Source organism: Paragemmobacter kunshanensis (assembly GCF_011059185.1).
GTDB classification, from domain to species: Bacteria; Pseudomonadota; Alphaproteobacteria; order Rhodobacterales; family Rhodobacteraceae; genus Paragemmobacter; species Paragemmobacter kunshanensis.
In genome coordinates, this window is the sequence record NZ_JAALFE010000002.1 from 163005 (window position 1) to 183694 (window position 20690).

At 67.5% G+C, this 20690-nt stretch carries 23 protein-coding genes; 9 read left to right on the top strand and 14 right to left on the bottom strand.

Features of this window, described 5'->3' with window-relative positions; translation table 11 throughout:
• Positions 1-21: 21 nt before the first annotated feature.
• The 6 genes from G5V65_RS03200 to mhpA form a co-directional block, all read right to left on the bottom strand.
• The gene (locus G5V65_RS03200; protein ID WP_165047015.1) at positions 22-1068 is read right to left on the bottom strand and encodes a branched-chain amino acid ABC transporter permease; all 1047 of its coding nucleotides are present in this window, start codon (positions 1066-1068) and stop codon (positions 22-24) included.
• Positions 1069-1077: 9 nt separating this feature from the next.
• Positions 1078-1941 carry a branched-chain amino acid ABC transporter permease gene (locus tag G5V65_RS03205; RefSeq protein ID WP_165047017.1) on the bottom strand — a complete coding sequence of 288 codons (864 nt, stop codon included), beginning with the start codon at positions 1939-1941 and terminating at the stop codon, positions 1078-1080.
• Positions 1938-2651, bottom strand: coding sequence for an ABC transporter ATP-binding protein (locus G5V65_RS03210; protein ID WP_165047018.1), 714 nt, complete (start codon positions 2649-2651; stop codon positions 1938-1940). The genes G5V65_RS03205 and G5V65_RS03210 overlap by 4 nt, the downstream gene beginning before the upstream one ends.
• On the bottom strand, positions 2648-3367 hold the full coding sequence (locus G5V65_RS03215; RefSeq protein WP_165047020.1) for an ABC transporter ATP-binding protein: 720 nt from the start codon (positions 3365-3367) through the stop codon (positions 2648-2650). The genes G5V65_RS03210 and G5V65_RS03215 overlap by 4 nt, the downstream gene beginning before the upstream one ends.
• Positions 3368-3434: 67 nt before the next feature.
• On the bottom strand, positions 3435-4712 hold the full coding sequence (locus tag G5V65_RS03220) for an ABC transporter substrate-binding protein (protein WP_165047022.1): 1278 nt from the start codon (positions 4710-4712) through the stop codon (positions 3435-3437).
• A 183-nt stretch (positions 4713-4895) separates the two neighbouring features.
• Complete coding sequence (gene mhpA, locus G5V65_RS03225; protein ID WP_165047023.1) at positions 4896-6542, bottom strand: bifunctional 3-(3-hydroxy-phenyl)propionate/3-hydroxycinnamic acid hydroxylase MhpA; 1647 nt, start codon at positions 6540-6542, stop codon at positions 4896-4898.
• 216 nt (positions 6543-6758) lie between these two features.
• On the opposite strand from mhpA, the gene G5V65_RS03230 reads away from it, so the two are divergent.
• The 3 genes from G5V65_RS03230 (at position 6759) to map (ending at position 9065) form a co-directional block, all read left to right on the top strand.
• Complete coding sequence (locus G5V65_RS03230; RefSeq protein WP_165047025.1) at positions 6759-7430, top strand: TetR/AcrR family transcriptional regulator; 672 nt, start codon at positions 6759-6761, stop codon at positions 7428-7430.
• Complete coding sequence (locus tag G5V65_RS03235; RefSeq protein WP_165047026.1) at positions 7427-8197, top strand: dienelactone hydrolase family protein; 771 nt, start codon at positions 7427-7429, stop codon at positions 8195-8197. The genes G5V65_RS03230 and G5V65_RS03235 overlap by 4 nt, the downstream gene beginning before the upstream one ends.
• A 115-nt stretch (positions 8198-8312) precedes the next feature.
• Positions 8313-9065, top strand: coding sequence for a type I methionyl aminopeptidase (gene map, locus G5V65_RS03240; RefSeq protein WP_165047028.1), 753 nt, complete (start codon positions 8313-8315; stop codon positions 9063-9065).
• Positions 9066-9071: 6 nt separating this feature from the next.
• Here map and modC read toward each other — a convergent pair whose 3' ends face one another.
• The 3 genes from modC to modA are packed head-to-tail and all read right to left on the bottom strand — an operon-like array spanning position 9072 to position 11661.
• Positions 9072-10172, bottom strand: coding sequence for a molybdenum ABC transporter ATP-binding protein (gene modC, locus G5V65_RS03245; RefSeq protein WP_165047030.1), 1101 nt, complete (start codon positions 10170-10172; stop codon positions 9072-9074).
• Positions 10169-10867, bottom strand: a complete 699-nt coding sequence (modB, locus tag G5V65_RS03250; RefSeq protein WP_165047031.1) for a molybdate ABC transporter permease subunit — start codon at positions 10865-10867, stop codon at positions 10169-10171. Before modB ends, modC begins: the two co-directional genes overlap by 4 nt.
• 29 nt (positions 10868-10896) lie before the next feature.
• Positions 10897-11661 (bottom strand): molybdate ABC transporter substrate-binding protein, encoded by a 765-nt coding sequence (gene modA, locus G5V65_RS03255; RefSeq protein ID WP_165047033.1) that lies wholly within the window; start codon positions 11659-11661, stop codon positions 10897-10899.
• A gap of 198 nt (positions 11662-11859) precedes the next feature.
• Here modA and G5V65_RS03260 point away from each other — a divergent pair, with 198 nt between their 5' ends.
• From G5V65_RS03260 to G5V65_RS03270, 3 genes are all read left to right on the top strand, one after another.
• Complete coding sequence (locus tag G5V65_RS03260) at positions 11860-12033, top strand: hypothetical protein (protein ID WP_165047035.1); 174 nt, start codon at positions 11860-11862, stop codon at positions 12031-12033.
• A 125-nt stretch (positions 12034-12158) separates the two neighbouring features.
• The gene (gene adh, locus G5V65_RS03265; RefSeq protein ID WP_165047036.1) at positions 12159-13679 is read left to right on the top strand and encodes an aldehyde dehydrogenase; all 1521 of its coding nucleotides are present in this window, start codon (positions 12159-12161) and stop codon (positions 13677-13679) included.
• 382 nt (positions 13680-14061) lie between these two features.
• A complete protein-coding gene (locus tag G5V65_RS03270) occupies positions 14062-15120 on the top strand; it encodes a calcium-binding protein (RefSeq protein WP_165047038.1) in 1059 nt (352 codons plus the stop codon).
• A 22-nt stretch (positions 15121-15142) separates the two neighbouring features.
• On the opposite strand, the gene G5V65_RS03275 is transcribed toward G5V65_RS03270, so the two are convergent.
• Both G5V65_RS03275 and hisF read right to left on the bottom strand, forming a co-directional pair.
• Positions 15143-15454: a phosphoribosyl-ATP diphosphatase gene (locus G5V65_RS03275; RefSeq protein WP_165047039.1), complete on the bottom strand. Its 312-nt coding sequence runs from the start codon at positions 15452-15454 to the stop codon at positions 15143-15145.
• Positions 15451-16212, bottom strand: coding sequence for an imidazole glycerol phosphate synthase subunit HisF (gene hisF / locus G5V65_RS03280; protein WP_165047041.1), 762 nt, complete (start codon positions 16210-16212; stop codon positions 15451-15453). Before hisF ends, G5V65_RS03275 begins: the two co-directional genes overlap by 4 nt.
• A 74-nt stretch (positions 16213-16286) precedes the next feature.
• On the opposite strand from hisF, the gene G5V65_RS03285 reads away from it, so the two are divergent.
• Both G5V65_RS03285 and G5V65_RS03290 read left to right on the top strand, forming a co-directional pair.
• Positions 16287-17180: a hypothetical protein gene (locus G5V65_RS03285; RefSeq protein WP_165047043.1), complete on the top strand. Its 894-nt coding sequence runs from the start codon at positions 16287-16289 to the stop codon at positions 17178-17180.
• Between the two features lie 49 nt (positions 17181-17229).
• Positions 17230-18150 (top strand): HNH endonuclease, encoded by a 921-nt coding sequence (locus tag G5V65_RS03290; RefSeq protein ID WP_165047044.1) that lies wholly within the window; start codon positions 17230-17232, stop codon positions 18148-18150.
• Positions 18151-18159: 9 nt separating this feature from the next.
• Here the strand turns inward: G5V65_RS03290 and G5V65_RS03295 are convergent, their stop codons facing one another.
• Positions 18160-18441, bottom strand: a complete 282-nt coding sequence (locus G5V65_RS03295) for a hypothetical protein (protein WP_165047046.1) — start codon at positions 18439-18441, stop codon at positions 18160-18162.
• Between the two features lie 578 nt (positions 18442-19019).
• Complete coding sequence (hisA, locus tag G5V65_RS03300; RefSeq protein WP_165047047.1) at positions 19020-19739, bottom strand: 1-(5-phosphoribosyl)-5-[(5-phosphoribosylamino)methylideneamino]imidazole-4-carboxamide isomerase; 720 nt, start codon at positions 19737-19739, stop codon at positions 19020-19022.
• 142 nt (positions 19740-19881) lie between these two features.
• On the opposite strand from hisA, the gene G5V65_RS03305 reads away from it, so the two are divergent.
• The gene (locus G5V65_RS03305) at positions 19882-20280 is read left to right on the top strand and encodes a DUF2147 domain-containing protein (RefSeq protein WP_165047049.1); all 399 of its coding nucleotides are present in this window, start codon (positions 19882-19884) and stop codon (positions 20278-20280) included.
• Between the two features lie 70 nt (positions 20281-20350).
• Here the strand turns inward: G5V65_RS03305 and G5V65_RS03310 are convergent, their stop codons facing one another.
• Positions 20351-20665 carry a hypothetical protein gene (locus G5V65_RS03310; protein ID WP_165047051.1) on the bottom strand — a complete coding sequence of 105 codons (315 nt, stop codon included), beginning with the start codon at positions 20663-20665 and terminating at the stop codon, positions 20351-20353.
• Between the last annotated feature and the right edge of the window lie 25 nt (positions 20666-20690).

Below are 20690 nucleotides of genomic sequence, written 5' to 3' on the forward strand. Positions count from 1 at the left end.
GGGCGGTCCTTGGTGAATGCGTCAGGCGGCGCGGGGGGCTTTGGGGTGCCGGGCCGCAGGCTGCGGCGGGCGGTGGGTGAGGGGCAGAAGGTCGATCCCCGTGCGGTCGGTGAAAAGCCCCCAGAGGCCGCGGCGGGCGAAGAGCATGACGGCGATGCCGAGGCAGCCCAGCACGATCAGGTAGATGGTGCCGTAATCCGCCAGGGCGCGTTGCAGGGCGTAGAAGACCACCACGCCGACGATGGGGCCGGGCAGGGTGCCGATGCCGCCGATGACGGTGATGAAGATGACGAAGGCGGTCCAGTCGATCACCGAGAAGGCGGCGTCGGGGGTGACGCGCGTGATCTGGATGAAGGCCAGCGCGCCGCATAGCCCCGTGCCGAAGGCGGTGAGCAGGAAGACCAGCGCCTTGAGTTTCACCGGGTCCACGCCGACCGAGCGCGCGGCATTCTCATTGTCGCGGATGGCCTGAAGCCCCAGCCCCATGCGCGAGCGCAGGAAGAGATAGGAGGCCGCCAGCATGGCGACGGCCAGCGTCAGCATCAGCCAGTAGGTGAGCGCATCGGCGGCGGCGGCGCTGGAGACATCCAGCATCTCCTTGATCTGGTCGACGAAGGCCATGTCGCGGGCCGTGCCCTTGGGCAGCGAGGTGCCGGTGCCGCCGCCAAGCGCCTTCCACTGGCTGATGGCGAGGCGGGCGATATCGGCCACGACCCAGGTGCCGATGGCGAAATAGGCGCCGTTCAGGCGGAAGGCGAAGAAGGCCATGGGGATGGAGAAGGCGGCGGCGGCAAGACCGCCGATCAGCACGCCCAGCAGCGGATCGAGGCCCAGCAGGATGATGGCGGCGAACATGGCATAGGCGCCGATGCCGACAAAGGCCTGCTGGCCCACCGAGACGAGGCCCGCGAAACCGGCCAGCATGTTCCAGTTCATCGCAAGGACAAGCAGCGTCAGGATGCCGAAGAGATCCTGCACGATGGCGCGGGGCGCGATGGCGGGCAGGGCATACATCAGCGCGAGGGCCAGGAAGGCAAGGCCGAGGCCGAGGTTGCGGGAAAGTGTCATGTCCGGTCCTCAGTCATTGGCGCGGGGGAAGAGGCCGCGCGGGCGGATGAGCAGCACCAGCACGAAGGCGACATGGCCTGACAGGATCTGCCATTCGGGATTGATCGACGCGCCGATGGCCTGCGCCATGCCGATGACGATGCCGCCCGCGAGCGTGCCCCAGAGGCTGCCCAGACCGCCGATGATGACGGCTTCGAAGGCATAGAGCAGGCGGGCGGGGCCGATGGAGGGATCGAAATTGGCGCGGGTGCCAAGGTAGAGCGCGGCGATGGTGGCCACGACAAGGGCGATGCCGGTGGCCATGGCGAAGATGCGCTGCGGGCGGATGCCCATGAGCTGGGCCGTGGTGGCATCGTCCGAGGTGGCGCGGAAGGCGCGGCCAAGGGCGGTGCGGTAGAAGAGCAGGTTCAGCGCGAAGACCACCGCCACGGCGGAGGCGAAGGTCAGCAGCGGCATCACGCCCAGGGTGACGATGCCGAGGTCGAGGGACTGGGCCTCGATGCTGCCTGCCGAAAGCTTGCGGCTGTCGGCGGTGAAGGCTTCGAGCAGGCCGTTCTGGATGACGACGGAGAGGCCGAAGGTGACCAGAAGCGGCGGCAGGATATCGGTGCCGAGGACGCGGTTGAGGAGATGGGTCTGCAGGAGCCAGCCGAGGGCGAACATTAGCGGCGCGGCCAGAAGGACGGAGAGGAAGGGATGCAGGCCGGTGAGGGTGGTGAGGGTGAGGATCAGATAGGCGCCGAGGATGATCAGGTCGCCATGGGCGAGGTTGACCAGCCGCATTATGCCGAAGACGAGCGAAAGCCCCGCCGCGAAGAGGGCGTAGAGGCCGCCCAGAAGCAGGCCCTGGGCGAGTGTGTCGATCAGGATCATGCGTGGCTCACTCCGAAATAGGCGTCGTGGATGGCGTCGCGCGACAGATCGGCGGGGCGGCCCGACAGGGTGATGCGGCCTTCCATCATGCAATGGACGTGATCGGCGACGCGCAGGGCTTGCCCGATGTCCTGCTCCACCACGATGATGGAGGTGCCGCTGTCCTTGATCTGGGGGAAGGCGGCGTAGATTTCCTTGATGACCACGGGGGCAAGGCCCAGCGAGAGTTCGTCGCAGAGCAGGACGCGGGGGTTCGACATCAGGGCGCGGCCGATGGCGACCATCTGCTGCTGGCCGCCCGACAGGGCGGTGCCGGGGTTGTGGCGGCGGTCTTTCAGGATGGGAAAGAGGGCCTGCACGCGGTCGAGCGTCCAGAAGCCGTTGCCGGTGCGGGCATGGGCGCCGATCATGAGGTTCTCCTCGACCGTGAGCGAGGGAAACAGGCGGCGGCCTTCGGGGACCATGGCGATGCCGCGCGTCAGGATATCGGGGGCGGGGTGGCGGGTGATGTCCTCCCCGTCCAGCGTGACGGTTCCGGCTGTGACACGCGCAACCCCGGTGATGGCGCGCATGAGGGTGGTCTTGCCCGCGCCATTGGCGCCGATGATGGCGATGGTCTGGCCCTGATCCAGCGTGAGGTCGACGCCGAAGAGGGCCTGGAAATCGCCGTAATGGGCGGTGAGGCCCGCGATGGAGAGAAGGGCTGTCATGCGTCGATTCCCAGATAGATTTCGCGCACCTCGGGCGAGGCCATGACCTGATCGGGCTGGCCGATCATCAGCATCCGCCCGAAGTTCAGCACCATGAGCCGTTCCACGACCGAGTTCAGCGCATGCAGGACATGTTCGATCCAGAGGATCGCGGTGCCTTCGGCATGGATGGCGCGGATGGTGGCCACGAGTTCCACGCATTCGGCATCGGTCAGGCCGCCCGCGATTTCATCCAGCAGGATGACGCGGGGGCGGGTGGCCATGGCGCGGGCGAGTTCCAGCCGCTTGCGCTGCAGGAGGGACAGACCGCCGGAGGGTTTTTCCGCCACGGCCGCAAGGCCGGTGCGCGACAGGATATCCATGCAGAAGGCGGGGGCTTCGGTTGCGGTCACCTCGCCCCCGAAACGGGCGGCGACCAGCAGGTTTTCATAGACCGAGAGGTTGCCGAAGGGCTGGGGGATCTGGAAGGACCGGCCGATGCCCGCGCGGACGCGGTCCATCGGCGGGGTGCGGGTGACATCGCGGCCATCGAGGAGGATGCGCCCCTGATCGGCGGCGATATTGCCGGTGATCAGGTTGAAGAGCGTGGATTTGCCCGCGCCGTTGGGGCCGATGATGCCCAGCGCCTCGCCCGGGTTCAGGTCGAAGCTGACATCATCGGTGACCTTGAGCGCCCCGAAGGATTTCGAGACCGAGTGGAGGGACAGGATCGCCATGGGCGTGGCCTTTGCGGGGAAGGGAGGCCCCGGCACGACGCCGGGCCGGGGCCGGGGCAGGGTTTCGTCAGGCCAGCGTTTCCAGCGTGCCACCCAGCGGGATTTCCGGCGCGCCGGCATTTTCCACGATCACGAGGTCGAAGGTGCCATCTTCCTTGCGCCGCCACTGGCCACCGACCAGCGGGGTCTTGGAGATGTTCTTGCGCGCGAATTCCGGCACGTTGTCACGGCCCCATTGCACCTTGCCCACCACGGTATCGAGGTTGGTGGTCGCCACCGCCTCGGCCAGGGCATCGCCATCGGTCGGGTCATCGGTGCGCTTGATCGCGTCGGCGGCCACTTCGAAGAGCGCGTGGACGAAGCCCACGGGCATGGTCCATTGGCGTTGCGCCGCCGTCTCGAAGGCGGTGGCAAGGTCGGCCGCGCTTTCGCCGGTGAGCGAGGATTTGAAGGGGTGGTTGGGGGACCACCACACCTCGGCGGTCAGGTTGTGGCCCAGTTCGCCCAGAGCGGCGACGCTTTCGGGGAAGAGCAGCGCCTTGGCGACCGAGACGAGCTTGGGGTTGAAGCCCTGCTGTTTGGCCTGGGTCCAGAAGGTGGTGAAATCGGGCGGGATCGGGATGCCGGTCATGATTTCGCAGCCGGCCTGCTTGAAGGCGTTGATCTGGGCCGAGAAATCATCGGTCAGGTTCTGGTAGCGGCCCGGATCGGTGAGGTCGTAGCCCGCCGCGGCCAGCGCGGGCGGCATGCCGACATCGGGCGAGGCCCAGGCGTTGCCGTCGCCGTCATTCGGCCAGAGCGCGCCGACCTTCTTGTTCGTCGAGGCCATGCCCCACATGTTCATGAAGGTGGCGATGTTGTCCTCCAGCCCCCAGAAGAAGTGGTAGACGTAATCGAATTCCTGCCAGGTGGAGGGGTCGCCGGGATTGCCCTGCTGGCCGATGAACCAGGGCTGCCAGGGGGCGACGGTGGAGATGACGGGGATCTCTTCCTGTTCGGCGATGGAGCAGACGGGGTTCGTCGTCTCGGGCGTGGAGGCGACAAGGATCAGGTTCACCTCATCGCGGCTGATCAGTTCCTTGGCGACTTCGGCGGCGCGGTTGGGGTTGGACTGGCTGTCCTTGACGATCACCTCGACATCGAGACCCAGGCCGGGGGCCGAGGCGAGGAATTTCTCCACCATGAAACTGTCGGCGGCGGAGAAGGCCGAAAGCGGGCCGGTCTGCGGGCTGACATAGCCGATCTTCAGTTTCCTCGCCTGCGCATAGGCGGGCAGCGCGAGGCCCGACGAGGTGGCGGCGGCAAAGGCAGCGCCGGATTTCAACAGTCTGCGACGAGTGATCATTCCTGTCCTCCCTTGGGTGATGTCTGTCACGACGGCGGTGTTCCGCCCGTGGCTTGTCCGTCTCCTCCGGACGGGCGGGCCTTGGCGACTGCCGGGATGCTACGATGCCATCCCGACACATTTGATCGCATGAACCCGCCGCTACATGCCTTTGGGGTATATAGTTGGCGGGCTGCCTGTGGTTCATTCCGCGGCGATGGCCTGATCCGTGCGCAAATGGAGCGCCTGCATCACCCGGGCGAAGCGGGATTGCAGCGTTTCGGGGCTGTCGGCGGTGAGGGCCACGTAGAAATCGGGGCGGATCAGCACGTAGCGCGCGCCGATGCGATCCAGCCAGCGGCCCATCGTGCCTTCGACATCGACGGCATCGCCGGTGTCGCCCGCGGCGGCAAGGCGGATGCCTGTGCCCTCAAGCCCGGCGAGTTGGCGGCGCTGGGTTTCCGTCAGGGCGGCAAGCGGATCGACGCCATGCCCGAGCAGGACCCAGCCCTGGCCCACGACCTGATCGAAGCGGCCCTTCCGGCCGTCACGTTCCACCACGCCCTGGACCGAAAGCTCCCCTGCGTGGGGGCTGTCGGCGCACCAGGCCCCCTGGCCCAACTGGCAGATATCGGTGGGGACGGGCGTGCCGCCGCGCGCGGCAAGATCGGCGATCATGCGGGCGTCACGGTCGGCGGCGGTGGCCTCGTCCGCGATGCAGATGATCTGGCCGAGTTCCTGGCTGAAGTCGATGTAGTGGCGGGCATGGGCGATGCGTTCGGAGGTGTAGCTGTCCAGCACATCAAGGCCGAAGCGGCCTTCGAGGATGCCGTTCAGCCGCCAGGCCATCGCCACGGCATCGCGGATGCCCGCGCACATGCCTTCACCCGCGAAGGGCGGCATGAGATGGGCCGCATCGCCGCCGATCAGGCAGCGTCCCTTGTGCCATTGCCGCGCCCAGCGCGCCTGAAAGCGGTAGACGGCGCTGCGTTCGAGGGTGGCATTGTCGGGCGTCAGGCCCCAGGGCGCCAGCAATTCCCAGGCGCGTTCGGGTTTCTGCAGATCATGCGCGGATTCGCCGGGCAGCACCATGAACTCCCACCGCCGCCGGGCGGGGCCGCCCGGAACGGGGCCGGGGCCGCCGGGGACGATGGTGGTGGGGCGGGCCGGATCGCAGAGCTGCCATTGCGCCGGTTCGCCGCCACGGCTGGCGACGTAGTCGAAATGCGGGATCATGTCGAGGATCAGCCAGTCGAAGAAATAGCCGCGATCCTCGTTCTCGATCCCCAGCGCCTCGCGGACGAAGCTGTTGGCGCCGTCGGTCCCGGCGACGAAGCGCGCGCGCAGGCTGCGGCTTTCGGCATCGGGGCCGCATTCTTCGGGGTTGCGTTGCAGCGAGAGGGTGACGCCGGTTGCATCCTGTTGCAGGCCGATCCCCTGCCAGCCGCGCAGAAGGGTGATTTCGGGCAGGCCGGCGGCGATGGCGAGGAGGCGCTGTTCCATCATCGGCTGGTTGAACCAGTAGCGCACGCGCCAGCCCGAGGCGGACTGGCTTTGCCAGTCGACGATCTGGAGATCCTGCCTGTCGCGGGTTTTCCAGTAGTAAAGCTCGTCATGGAAGCTGATCGCCGGGTCGTTTTCGGAATCGATCCCCAGCGTGGCAAGGATGCGGGCGATTTCGTGATCATAGGTCACGGCGCGCGGCAGGGCGTAGTGCTGCGACCAGCGTTCGATCAGCGTGACGCGCTTGCCGCGCCGGGCGAGCAGGATGGCAAGCAGCGTGCCGACGGGGCCTGCGCCCACGATGGCGACATCGGCGTCGATGCTGTCGACGCCCGGAATGCGGTTCATGGTTTTCCTCCCTGGGTCGGGCCGGTGGCCGGACGGTCCTAATGATCGCTTCGTTGTGTGACGATCAGTCTTTTATGATCGTTCATCAAAAATGAACTGTCGTCAAGTTTTCGGATGGACCCTGCCGGAGGTTGCGCAAGTGCTTGAAAAGGCTGGGTCGGGTTGCGGAACTGGCCCTGTGTTGAGGTCGGGCGAGAAAGTGAATATGATTCGGATATGAATGAAGATGGTGATCAGCAGGCCCCGGCCGAGGGGCGCGTGGCCCGCAGGCAGCGGCGCAATCGCGATGCTCTGGTGGCGGCGGCGCGGGACATCATGACGGAAAAGGGCGTGGAAGCCGCGACGATGCTGGAAATCGCGGACCGGGCCGATGTCGGGGCGGGGACCGTCTACAACTATTTCAAGTCGAAGGATGAGCTGGCCATCGCGGTGCTGGAGACGCTGATGCATGATCTGGCGTTGCGCATCCAGGCGGTGACGGACCGGTTCGAGGATCCGGCCCAGGTCTATGCCTATGGCATCCGCACCGTGCTGGATACCGCAACCGGGGATGTGCGCTGGGCGCAGATGCTGCACCGATCCGAGGTGATCGCGGATGCGCTGTTCCGGATGATGGGGCCCTTTGCGATCCGCGACCTGCGGCTGGCCTCGCAGGCCGGGCGGTTCGAAGTATCGAATGCGGATCTGGTCTGGCGGCTGACCTCGCATGCGCTGATCGGGGCGGGCCTTGCGATCACCACCGGGCAGGTGCCTGCAAGTGCCTCGGACCAGATCATCGTGCGGCTGTTGTGCATGACGGGGATCGGGGCCAATGCGGCGGTGGAACTGGCCGGACGCCCGCGCCCGGCGCTGGCGCCCGAAGGCGGGGCGGGACCGGGGCGGGCATGAGCCGGCGGTCCGGGCTGGAGCGGGTCTTCGTGCCGTCGTTGGAGGCGGGGGTGCTGCTGGAGATTGTCATCGCGCGGCCCGCGGGAAAGGGGCCCTTTCCCACGATGATCTTCCACCATGGATCGACCGGGCGAGGGCAGAACCCCGCCATGTTCCGGCGGTCGATCAGCCCGGCGGTGATCGCGGGGCATCTGGCGGGGCTGGGATGGATGACGCTGTTTCCGCAGCGCCGGGGGCGAGGCAGATCGGGCGGGGCCTATGGCGAGGGGTTGGCGGCGGATGGTTCGGGCTATTCCTGCGAGGCGGGGGTGGCGCTGGCGGGGTTCGAGCGGGCGGTCGAGGATCTGGATGCCGTGCTGGGCGCGTTGCCGCTTCTGCCGGATGCCGACCGGGGCCGCCTTGTCGTCGGCGGGGTGTCGCGCGGTGGGATCCTTGCCATCGCCCATGCCGGGATGCGGCCAGGCGTCTATGGCGGGGCCGTCAATTTCAACGGGGGCTGGCTTGGACAGGCCTGCCCGGCGCATGTGGCGGTGAACCCGCCCCTGTTCGCGCGCGGCGGGGCGGCGGGCATCCCGACGCTTTGGCTGCACGGGCGGAATGACCCCTATTACAGCATCGGGCATTGCCGGGCCAATTTCGACGGCTTTCGCGCGGCTGGCGGGCAGGGGGTGTTCGTTTCCGCCCCGGCTGGGCATGCGCTGCTGTTCAAGCCTGCCCTGTGGGCGCAGCATCTGGACAGATATCTGGCGGGGCTGTTCCCGGGATAAAGGCGATGGCCGGGGCTGGGGGGTGGCTTTGCCTTGTCCTTCTGGGCGATGACGGGCAGTGTCCCTTGTAGGACGGCCCTGGCTGGGGCGCGGGAGCCATCGGAAAGGGGTCGGAATGACGATCACGCATCAGGACGAGCTGGAGGGGCTGCGGGCGATCGGGCGGATCGTGGCCAATACGATGCAGGCCATGGCCCGGGCGATGGAGCCGGGCATGACGACGGGCGAGCTTGATGCCATCGGGCAGGAGTTGCTGGAGCGCGCGGGGGCTATCCCGGCGCCGCGTGCGACCTATGGCTTTCCCGGCGCGACCTGCATCAGCGTGAACGAGGAAATCGCGCATGGGATTCCGGGCGGGCGCAGGCTGGCGGCGGGGGATCTGGTCAATATCGACGTGTCGGCCTCGCGCGATGGGTTCTTTGCCGATACGGGGGCGAGCTTTCGTCTGGGCGCGGTGGCGCCCGCGCTGGAGCGGCTGTGCCGGGACGGGCGGCGGGCGATGCAGATCGGGATCGCGCAGGTGGGCCATGACCGGCCCATCGCGGGGATCGGCAAGGCCATCGGCCGTTTTGCCGAGGCGCGGGGCTATACGCTGATCCGCAATCTGGCGAGCCATGGCGTGGGCCGGGCGCTGCATGAATATCCCGAAGAGATCGCGACATGGCCGACGCGGGGGGATGGGCGGCGGATGCGGGACGGGATGGTCCTGACGGTGGAGCCCTTCCTGTCGCTGGGCGGGCATATGGCGGTGCAGGGAGAGGCGGATGACTGGACGCTGTTCAGCGCGCCCGGGGCGCCGGTCGTGCAGTATGAACATACCGTCGTTGCGACGCGGGGCGGGCCGATCATCGTGACGCTGCCGGGTTGAACCCGCTCAGCCGTCGCGGCCCACGCTTTCCTGCGCGACGGAGACGGCCTTGAGGATGGCAAAGACCGGCTTGCCCGGGGCAAGGGCCAGCGCATCCGCCGAGCGGCGGGTGATGCGGGCGAGGATCGTCTCGCCCCCGGCATCGAGGCGCACCAGCGCGCCGGGGCCATCGCCGGGGCGGATGTCGCGGATGGTGGCGGGCAGGATGTTCAGCGCCGAGATCTCCTGCGGGCGGGTGGTGGCCAGCATGACATCCTGCGCGAGGATGCGGATGCGCAGGGGGGTTCCCGGCGGGGCGGCCACGCGGGGCAGCCAGAGCGGGCCTGCCGCGCTGGAGAGGCGGGTGAGGCCATCGGCCTCGTGCGCGTCGATCCGGGCGGCGAGCAGCGCGCCCGCCTCGCGCAGGCCAAGGCCGGGGGCGGTGGCGGGATCAGAAAGGATCGCGGCGGTGGGGCCTGCGGCGGTGACGCGGCCCGCCTCCATCAGGACGATGGTATTGGCGAGGCGGGCCACCTCGGCCATGGCATGGCTGACATAGAGGATGGGCAGGTGCAGCTCATCGCGGAGGCGTTCGAGATAGGGCAGGATTTCGGCCTTGCGCGCCTCGTCCAGCGCGGCGAGCGGTTCGTCCAGGGCCAGAAGGCGTGGGTCGGAGAGGATGGCGCGGCCGATGGCGACGCGGCTTTTCTCGCCGCCTGAAAGGGCGGCGGGGCGGCGGTCGAGCAGGGGGGCGATGTCGAGCAGGTCGACGATGCGGGCGAAATCGGCGGCCTTGCCGGGCGCGGCCTGCCGGGGGGCGAACCAGCGACCGTAGAGCAGGTTCTGCCGCACGGTCAGATGGGGAAAGAGGCGCGCATCCTGAAAGACATAACCGATGCGGCGGCGATGGGCGGGCAGGTCGCGGCCGGTTGCGGTATCCAGAAGCACGGTGCCATTGGCGGTTATGCGCCCCTGATCGGGGCGCAGGAGGCCCGCCACGGCGTTGATCACCGTGGTCTTGCCAGAGCCGGAGCGCCCGAAAAGCGCGGTCACGCCAGGGGGGGCATCGAAGGCCACCTGCAGGGTGAAGCCCGGGAAATGGTGGGTCAGCGACAGATGCAGCGTCATTGGCCCGAGATCCTGCGCGCGACCAGGCGGGCCAGCCATTCCGAGGCGAGCAGGGCCAGCATGGCGATGGCAATGGCGATCCAGACAAGGCGGGCGGCATTGCCTTCGCCGCCGGGCACCTGAAGGAAGGCATAGATCGCCGAGGGCAGGGTCTGGGTCTGGCCGGGGATGTTGGAGACGAAGGTGATCGTGGCCCCGAATTCCCCCATCGCCTTGGCGAAGGCGAGGATGGCGCCTGCGATGATGCCGGGCAGGATGAGCGGCAGGGTGACGGTGGCAAAGACCCAGGTCCGCGAGGCCCCCAGCGTGGCGGCGGCCTGTTCGAGACGGGGATCCACGGCCTCGATCGCCAGGCGGATGGCGCGCACCATCAGGGGAAAGGCCATGACCCCGGCGGCCAGGGCGGCCCCCGTCCAGCGGAAGGCGAAGACGATGCCGAACCATTGATCCAGATACTGCCCGATGCTGCCCTTGCGCCCGAAGGTGACAAGCAGAAGGTAGCCCGTCACCACGGGCGGCAGGATCAGCGGCAGATGGACGATGCCATTCAGGATCTGCTTGCCCCAGAAATTCCAGCGGGCCAGCGCATAGGCGATGAAGATGCCGAGCGGCAGGCTGATCAGCGTGGCCCAGAAGGAGACGCGCAGCGACAGGGCCACGGCGCGCCATTCATCGGGGGTGAGCCAGTCTGTCATGCCGTTTCGGGGCCGCCTTGGGTGAGGGATCAGTTCAGGATCGCGAAACCCTGTTCCGCGAATTTCGCATCGCCCGCATCCGACGACAAGGCGTCAAGAAAGGCGCGGTCGGCGGTATCGGCGGCGTTGGTCAGCAGCGCGCCGGGATAGGTGATCGGCTTGTGGCTGTCCGCCGGGAAGGTGCCGATGACGGTGACATTGTCATCCGCGACGGCATCGGTGGCATAGACGATGCCGAGTGGGGCCTCGCCGGTGGACACAAGCGTCAGGGCCGCGCGGACGTTTTCGGATTGTGCGACCGAGGCTTCGACCGAGGGCCAGAGGCCGACGCTTTCCAGCGCGGCCTTGCCATATTGCCCGGCGGGCACGGCATCGACCATGGCCATGGACAGCCGTCCCCCGGCCAGCAGGCCCGCCAGATCGAGGCCGGGCCCGATCTCGACCGGGGCGGCGTCCTTGCCATGGGCGATCAGGACAAGGGTATTGCCAAAGAGATCGCGGCGCGTGCCATCGGCGATGAGGCCGGCCTTTTCCACCTCGTCCATCCAGTTCACGGCGGCGGAGAGGAAGATATCGGCGGGCGCGCCTTCGATGATCTGCTTGGCCAGTGCGTTGGAGCCGCCATAGCTGATGGTCACCTGATGGCCGGTTGCGGCCTGAAAATCGGCGGCGACGGCATCGAGGGCGGTCTTCATCGAGGCGGCGGCGAAGACGACCACCTCATCCGCGGCGGCGGGGGTGGCGAGGGCCAGGGCGAGGGTGGAGGCGAGGGCGGAAATGAGCGGGCGGGGCATGGGTCCTCCTGTCGATATGGTTTGACGGATATATCAGTCGGAGGGGCGAGGATTGGCAAGCGATATTTTCTGTGGGGAATATCCGTGTCGGTTCGGGGGCGGCTGGACGGTGCAGGGTGAAGCTGCGATATATTTCGTGGAATATATCGAGTCGCGTCGGGCGGGATCCAGGTCCGAACCGGCGCAGGGGGGATGTTCATGGCGCGGCGTGTGGCGAAATGCCTGTCGGAGACGGGGGACCGGAGCGGCCCGCGGCGGCTGCGGGTGGCCGTGCTTGCGCTGCTGGCGATCCTTACCCTGCTGGCGGCGGGGCAGGTGGCGCGGGCAGAGCCGGGAAGCGACCGGGATGGCTGCGGCATTTTTCGGGGCTGACCTGTCGCAGGGTTGCGACAGGTGGGGCGGGCCATCGCCCGGGGGCGGGATGTGCGACTCAGGCGGTGGGCGCAGGGTTGGTGCAAGGCCGCGAGGAGGCGGTCCAACCCCGAGGAGGATATCCCATGAACGTGATGACGCAGTCCGAGACGACGGCCGGTTCGCCTTTCCGCGCCCGCTATGACAATTTCATCGGCGGGGCCTTCGTGCCGCCGGTGGCCGGGCGCTATATGGACAACATCACCCCGATCACCGGGGCGAAGGTCTGCGAGGTGGCCCGCTCTGGCCCCGAGGATATCGAGAAGGCGCTGGATGCCGCCCATGCCGCGAAGGAAGCCTGGGGAAAGACCAGCGCGGCGCATCGGTCGAATATCCTGCTGAAGATCGCCGACCGTCTGGAAGAGAACCTCGACCTTCTGGCCATGGCCGAGACATGGGACAACGGCAAGCCGATCCGCGAGACGGTGAATGCAGACATTCCGCTGTCGGTGGACCATTTCCGCTATTTCGCCGGTGTCCTGCGCAGCCAGGAAGGCACGATGTCGGAAATCGACCATGACACCGTGGCCTATCATTTCCACGAACCGCTGGGTGTGGTGGGGCAGATCATCCCGTGGAACTTTTCCATCCTGATGGCGGCGTGGAAACTGGCCCCGGCGCTGGCGGCGGGCAATTGCATCGTGATGAAGCCCGCCGAACAGACCCCGGCGGCGATCATGGTTCTTGCAGAACTGATCGCCGACCTGCTTCCTGCGGGGGTTCTGAACATCGTCAACGGTCTGGGCGCGGAGGCAGGCAATGCGCTGGCGCGGTCGAACCGGATCGCCAAGATCGCCTTCACCGGATCGACGGCGACGGGGCGCAAGATCATGGAGGCGGCCACCGTCAACCTGATCCCGGTCACGCTGGAACTGGGCGGCAAGTCGCCCAACATCTTCTTCTCGGACGTGATGGCGGCGGATGATGCCTTCCTCGACAAGGCGGTGGAGGGGTTCGTGCTGTTCGCCTTCAACCAGGGCGAAGTCTGCACCTGCCCGTCGCGGGCGCTGATTCAGGAAGACATCTATGAGGAATTCATCGCGCGCTGCATCGCGCGGGTGAAGGCGATCAAGCAGGGCGATCCGCGCGACATGGCCACCATGGTGGGCGCGCAGGCATCGAAGCAGCAGCATGACAAGATCATGTCCTATTTCACCATCGGCCGCGAGGAAGGGGCCGAGGTTCTGGTGGGCGGCGATGCCGCGCGGTTCAATGGCGATATCGCGCAGGGCTATTACATCCAGCCCACCATCCTGAAGGGCCACAACAAGATGCGGGTCTTCCAGGAGGAAATCTTCGGGCCTGTCGTCAGCGTGACCACCTTCAAGGACGAGGCCGAGGCGCTGGCCATCGCCAATGACACGATGTACGGCCTTGGTGCCGGTGTCTGGACGCGCGACGGGACGCGCGCCTATCGCTTTGGCCGCAACATCGAGGCGGGCCGCGTCTGGGTGAACAACTATCACGCCTACCCCGCGCACGCGGCCTTTGGCGGCTACAAGCAATCCGGCATCGGACGCGAGACGCACAAGATGATGCTGGATCACTATCAGCAGACCAAGAACATGCTGGTCAGCTATAACCCCAACAAGCTGGGCTTCTTCTGATCCTTTTTCCGGACGGTCCGGCACTGGGCGAAGGCGCGGGGGAAACCCCGCGCCTTTTGCCTGCGGCGGGGGGATCATCACGGCCTGAGGCGGCATTCTGACATTTTCGTCAGCCGCGCTGCCCCGGCCTTGTGGGCGGGGCGGGGCATTCCGATCTGCCGGACTGCGTGTTGCGCATGTGATTGGTGCGAGTTGGCGGAGCGGGTTGGCCTTGCGCGGGCCTGCCTGGCGGGTGCGGGGCGGGACCCTGCCCGAAGACCCCGTTCAAGCCGATGATGGCATGGCGCGGCGCGGTTTTGTCGTTGCGGTCGCGGCCTTGGCGCCTTGGGCGCAGGCGGGGATCGTCTGATCTGTGTGTTTCGGGAGAGAGGACTGTATCGGTATGAGTGGCATGGTGCGCATGGGAACGGCCCGCAATGACGAAATCGACGGAGGCATCGGCAATGACCGGCTGTTCGGTCTGGCCGGGAATGACGAGATCGACGGCGGGCGCGGCGATGACCTGCTGGAGGGCGGGGCCGGGGCGGATGATCTGGACGGCGGGGCGGGCAATGACAGCCTGTTCGGCGGCGAGGGCAACGATCTGCTGAATGGCGGTGCGGGGGATGATGTGCTGACCGGGGGGGCCGGGGCGGATATCTTCGAATTCTATCCCGGCAGCGGGCGCGACGTGATCACCGACTTCACCAATGGGGTGGACCGGATCGAGATCGACGGCTTCGGGCGATCGGCCGTGGAGGCGCTGATCGGCGCGGCGCGGCAGGTGGGGGGGGATGCTGTCCTTGACCTCGGGGCGGGGCGGTCGATCACCTTGCAGAATTTCCGTCTGGCGGATCTGGATCTTGCGGATTTCCGTGGTTTCGGGGGCGGGTCGGGGCCGATGCCGCCCACCGTGCCGCCCAATGAGCCGCCGAGCGAGCCGCCCGTCACCGGGGGGCCTGGGCGCGACATCGACGGCACGGGCCGCGCCGATGTGCTGATCGGCACGGCTTTTGCCGATGACATGGACGGGCGCGGGGGCAATGACCAGATGCGCGGCGGCGCGGGCAATGACGACATGGATGGCGGCAACGGCAATGACAGCCTCTGGGGCGAGGATGGCCGTGACGACATTGATGGCGGGCGTGGCAGTGACCGGCTGGATGGCGGGGCGGGCGATGACATCCTCGTCGGTGGGCGCGGCAATGACACGCTGACCGGCGGCAGCGGGGCGGATCTGTTCGAATTCCGGCGTGGCGACGGGCGCGACCTGATCACCGATTTCACCGATGGGGTGGACCGGATCGAGTTGGATGGCTTCTCGGGGCGCGAGTTGACGGCGATCCTGAACGGCGCGCGGCAGGTGGGGGATGACGTGGTGCTGACGCTGTCGGCGGGTGCCTCGATCACGCTGGCGGATGTCCAGTTGTCGCAACTGGACCGGGCGGATTTCCTGCTGTGATCTGATGCGGGCGGTGCGCGGGTCAGCCGCGCGCCGCCTTTTCGGCAAGGCCGGAGGTGCCTTCGCGGCGGTCAAGCTCGTCCAGCACCTCATCCAGCGTCACGTCGCGGGCGGCCAGCATGACGAGGAGGTGGTAGAGGACATCGGCCGCCTCTGCCGTCAGTTTCGCACGGTCGCCCTTCACGGCCTCGATGATGGCCTCGACCGCTTCTTCGCCGAATTTCTCGGCGCATTTCTCGGGGCCTTTGGAGAGGAGCTTGGCTGTCCAGCTTGACTCCGGGTCGGCACCCTTGCGGGCCTGGATCGTGGCGGCGAGGCGGGAAAGCGTGGTCATGTCAGCCTCATCGGGATGCCGGCGGCGGCCATATGGGCCTTGGCCTGGGCGATGGTGAAATCGCCGAAATGGAAGATGGAGGCGGCCAGCACGGCGGAGGCCCCGCCGAGGGTGACGCCTTCGACGAGGTGGTCGAGGGTGCCGACGCCTCCGCTGGCGATGACCGGGATGGGGACGGCATCCACGATGGCGCGGGTAAGGGGAAGGTTGAAGCCCGCGCGCGTGCCGTCGCGGTCCATGCTGGTGAGCAGGATTTCGCCCGCGCCCTTGGCGGCGACCGTGCGGGCGAAGGCGACCGCGTCGATGCCGGTGGGCTTGCGCCCGCCATGGGTGAAGATTTCCCATTTGCCGGGGGCCACGGTCTTGGCGTCGATGGCCACGACGATGCATTGGCTGCCGAACCGGTCGGCGCTGCGGGCCACGACGTCGGGATCGGCCACGGCGGCGGAGTTGAAGCTGACCTTGTCCGCCCCCGCCAGCAGGAGGGCGCGCACGTCTTCGGGCGTGCGGACGCCGCCGCCGACGGTGAGGGGCATGAAGCACTGTTCGGCGGTGCGGGTGACGAGGTCGAACATCGTGCCGCGGTTTTCATGGGTGGCATGGATGTCGAGGAAGCAAAGCTCATCCGCGCCAGCGGCATCATAGGCGCGCGCGGCCTCGACCGGATCGCCGGCATCGCGGAGATCGACGAAATTCACGCCTTTCACCACGCGGCCATCGGCCACGTCGAGGCAGGGGATGATGCGGGTCTTGAGCATGGGTGCCACCGGAAAGCTTGCGGCCTTCTAGCGCTGCGTTGCACAAAGGGCCAGTGGGTAGCGAGGGGCAGGGTATGCGTGACGGTCTGGCCTATCTGGTGGCGAGCCTTTGTCTGGGCTGGATTGCGGTCTGGGCCAGCGAGAACATGTTCTGGACGACGCCCGCGCCTGATCTTCGGATGGTGGAGCTTGCGGTCACCTGGCTGGTCTATTCGCTGGCGGCGGGGGCGGCGCTGTCGGCGGTGATCTGGTCAGGGCTACGGGGATGGCGGGCGGCCTTTCTGGGCGGGGCGCTTCTGGGGTTCGGGATCGAGGGGGCGGTGGTGGGCACGATGTATGATGCCTTTCCGCTGCAACTGGTCTGGACGCCCTTGGCCTGGCACGCGCTGATTTCGGGGCTTTGCGCGCTGGGGGGCGGTCTGGCGCTGGCGCGGGGGCCTGTCTGGGGGCAGGGCCTGGGGCTCATGGTGCTGGGCCTGTTCGGTGCGGTCTGGGGGCTTTACTGGCCGCTGGAGGGCAAGGTTCTGGCGGGGGTGGCAGGGCTGATGGCCTATCTCGCGCTGACGGGGCTGGGGGCCGGGGTGGCGCTGGGGGTGCTGTCGCGGCTGCCGGAACTGCGCTGGGGGCGGTGGTGGCTGTGGGTGGCGCCGGGGGGAATAGTGGCGTTCTGGCTGGTGGGCTGGGTGCTTGCGCCTGCGCCATTGCGGCTGCTCTGGCCGGTGATGGTGGGGGCGACGGTCTGGACGATGGGGCGGCTGGGCGCGGGCGGAGGCGATCTGTTCGGGCCGCCTGTGGCCTGGGGGCGGGCCCTGGCCCTTGTGCTGGCCCCTGTCGTGACGGCACTGCTGGTGGTGCCGGCCTGGGCGCAGTTCGGCGGGGTGGGGGTGAATGTCCCGATTGCCTGGGGGAGCGGGCTGGTCGGGTTGGGCCTGTGGCTGTGGCTTTTGTGGCGGGGGGTGCGGGGGTAGGTGATACAGTTTCCCTTGCTAATTCCGCGCTTTGCGATTTCCTGGTTCCATGGTCAAGCTGGTGCTTCTGCATAAGGCGGACTCGATTTACGAGGATGAGCCTGATCGGGTCTACGACTTCCCTCGCGCCTATCTGAAGGCGGTGCAGGAGGGTGTCGGCGACTGGGTGGTCTATTATGAGCCCGTCAAGGCGGGACCGCGCGGCTACTTCGCGGTGGCAAGGATCCGGCAGGTCATTCCCAAACCGGGGGTGGAGGGGCGGTTTCTGGCGCTTATCGAACCGGGGTCCTATCTGCCTTTTGACCGCGATGTGCCACGATTGCGGGAGGGGCGGAGTTGGGAATCTGCCTTGATGGCCGATGATGGAACCGTGAAATCAGGCGGTGTGCAGCAACTGGCCGTGCGGCGACTGCCTGATGGTGAGTTCGCGGCGATCGTGTCGCAGGGGTTGCCGCAGGACCTCATTGACATTGAAGCACGCCGTTATGAGCCGCGCAGCGTGTTGGAGGGTGGCGATGCGGTGCCCTTTGAAAGGCCAGTGATCGAGCGGCTGACCAACCGACCCTATCGGGACGTGGCGTTCCGGCGCAAGGTGCGCGAGGCCTATGATTACCGCTGCGCGCTGTCCGGGTTGCGGCTGCGCAATGGTGGCGGGAGGCCGGAGGTGCAGGCGGCGCATATCCGGCCTGTAGAGCATCAGGGCAGCGACTCGGTGCGTAACGGGTTGGCATTGTCGGGGACGCTGCACTGGATGTTCGACCGGGGGCTTCTGTCGGTGGCGGATGACGGGTCGGTGCTGGTGTCGCGCAACAAGGTTCCGCACGAAGTGGTGGATCGGCTGATCCATCCAGGCGGCAAACTCCTGCTGCCATCGGAAGAGCGCAACCGCCCGCATCCGGAGAACCTGCGCTGGCACAGGGAGAATGTATTCGGTCAGATGGAATTGACCGGGCCTGCGCCGTGGCAGTGAAACCAGCAATCACCGCCGCAGGGTGCGGATCAGGTGGACGAGGGCCAGCAGGAGCAGGGTGAGGGCGAAGAGGGCGGCGAAGGGGAGGGTGACGATGCCGAGCCAGTGCAGCATCGTCGCCATGGTCATCGCGCCGGACCAGTCGGTGCCGAAGAGTGTGCAATTGCTGAGGGCGGGGCCGTCGGAGGTACAGCCCATGGGGCCGGTGAGGGCCAGGGCGGCGAGGGCCACCAGCACCGGAAGCAGGCAGAGGAACAGAAGGGAACCGAGGACGATATAGGCGGTGCGCATTGGTGCAACGTAGCGGGTTTTTCGAACGCTGTCTTCGGGGATACGTCGGAGCGGGGGCCTGCCCCCGCACCCCCGGGGTATTTGGGGCCAAGATGAAGGAGGGGGGGGGCCTTAAGGTTAACGTGTGATGTGTTAAGGTTAACGCGTTTCGCTTGTGGTGGGCGTTGGAGGGTGATCCGCTCCTGGGCAGCTGGAAGGTTGAACGCGTGGACAGGTGGACGCGTGGACAGGTGGAAGGGTGGGGTATCAGGTTCGGGGCTGAACTCGGCAGCGGTCCTGCGCGAGGCAGCGCGAGGGGATACCCTTGTCATTGTCATCGTCTGGCCGGGGCCCCGGCGCAGGGCCGGGGTGGGGTTGGTGCTGTTCAGGCCTTGAGGGCCTTGAGCGCCGTTGGGCGGTTGGGCGGTTGGGCGGCGGAAGGTTGGACGCGAGGACAGGTGGAAGGGTGGGGTATGGGGTATCGGGTTCGGGGCTGAACTCGGCAGCGGTCCTGCGCGAGGCAGCGCGGGGGGATGCCTTTGTCATTGCCATCGTCTGGCCGTGGCCCCGGCGCAGGGCCGGGGTGGGGTTGGTGCTGTTCAGGCCTTGAGGGCCTTGAGCGCCGCCGCGAGGTCGATGGCACCGTCATAGAGGGCGCGGCCGGAGATGGCGCCGGCGATGATGCCGGTGTCGCGGAGGGCGATCAGGTCTTCCATGCGGGAGACGCCGCCGGAGGCGATGACGGGGATGGTGACGGCGCGGGCGAGCGCCTCGGTCGCCTCGAGGTTCGGGCCGCCCATGGCGCCGTCACGGTCGATGTCGGTGTAGATCAGGGCGGCGACGCCTGCATCCTCGAAGCTCTGGGCGAGGTCGGTGGCCATGACGTCGGTTTCCTCGGCCCAGCCCTTGGTGGCGACGCGGCCCTTGCGGGCGTCGATGCCGACGGCAACGCGGCCCGGGAAGGCGCGGGCGGCTTCGCGCACCAGCGTGGGGTTTTCCACGGCGACGGTGCCCAGGATCACGCGCGAGAGGCCCTTTTCCAGCCACATGGCGATGGTGGCCATGTCGCGGATGCCGCCGCCGAGTTGGGCGGGAACGGTGACGCGGGCGAGGATCGCCTCGACGGCTGCCGCATTGACGGGCTGGCCTGCGAAGGCGCCGTTCAGGTCCACCAGATGCAGCCATTCGCAGCCTGCCGCCACGAATTTCGCGGCCTGAGCGGCGGGATCATCGCCGAAGACGGTGGCGGCGGACATCTCGCCGCGCAGGAGGCGGACGCATTGGCCATCCTTCAGGTCGATCGCGGGGTAGAGGATCATGGCGGGTCTCCCATCGTCTTGCGGCCCTTTGGCACGGGGCGACAGGCAGGGCAAGGGGGGCGCGACCCAACGTCAGGCTTGATCGGCGGCGGGGCTTGGAGAAGATGGCGGCAGGACGGGGATATCAGGGAGGATCGGCCCCATGAAACGGATGATGACTTTGGCGGCGGCGGCCTGCCTTGCGCTGGCGGGTGCGGCCCATGCGGCGGACCCGGTCGAGGGCGTGTGGCAGACCGCGCCGGATGACAATGGCAATTTCGGCCATATCGAGGTGAAGCCCTGCGGCCCGGCCTTCTGCGGCACGCTGATCAAGGCCTTCGATGGCGCCGGCGCGCAGATCGAAAGCGAGAATGTGGGGCGCAAGATCGTCTGGGACATGGTTGCCAAGGGCGACGGCACTTACGAGGATGGCAAGGTCTGGTCGCCGGATCGGGACAAGACCTATAATTCCTACATGATCCTTGAGGGCAATGGCCTGACGGTGAAGGGCTGCGTGCTGGGCATCTGCCGAAATGGCGGCACCTGGAAGCGGTTGCAGTAACCGCCCCGGACAGGGGGAAGAACAGGGAAGGGGCGCGGCGCAGGCTGGCGCCCCTTTCGCGTTCCGGCGCTCAGCAGCGGATGCGACCGCGCCTTTCGCCGCTGTCGCCCTGAAAGCTGGCCTCGACCGGGGTGCAGCCGGTGGCCTTGGCCACGGCGCGCAGCATCTGTTCGGGGATGGCTTCGCGTTCGGCCGGGCGGGCATAGCCGAGGCGGATCACCTCGACGCGGTTTTCCTTGCGGAAGACGGTGAAGGCACGTCCGTCGATCTGCACGTCATGGCGGGTGGCGCCGAAGAAGGCGGGGGCGGGAGAGGCCCCGCAGGCCGCAAGCAGGATCAGGGCGGCAAGGCTGAGGCGGGCAGGCGGCAACAGGGCACAGGGCATGGGGAACCATCGGCAACCGGGAACG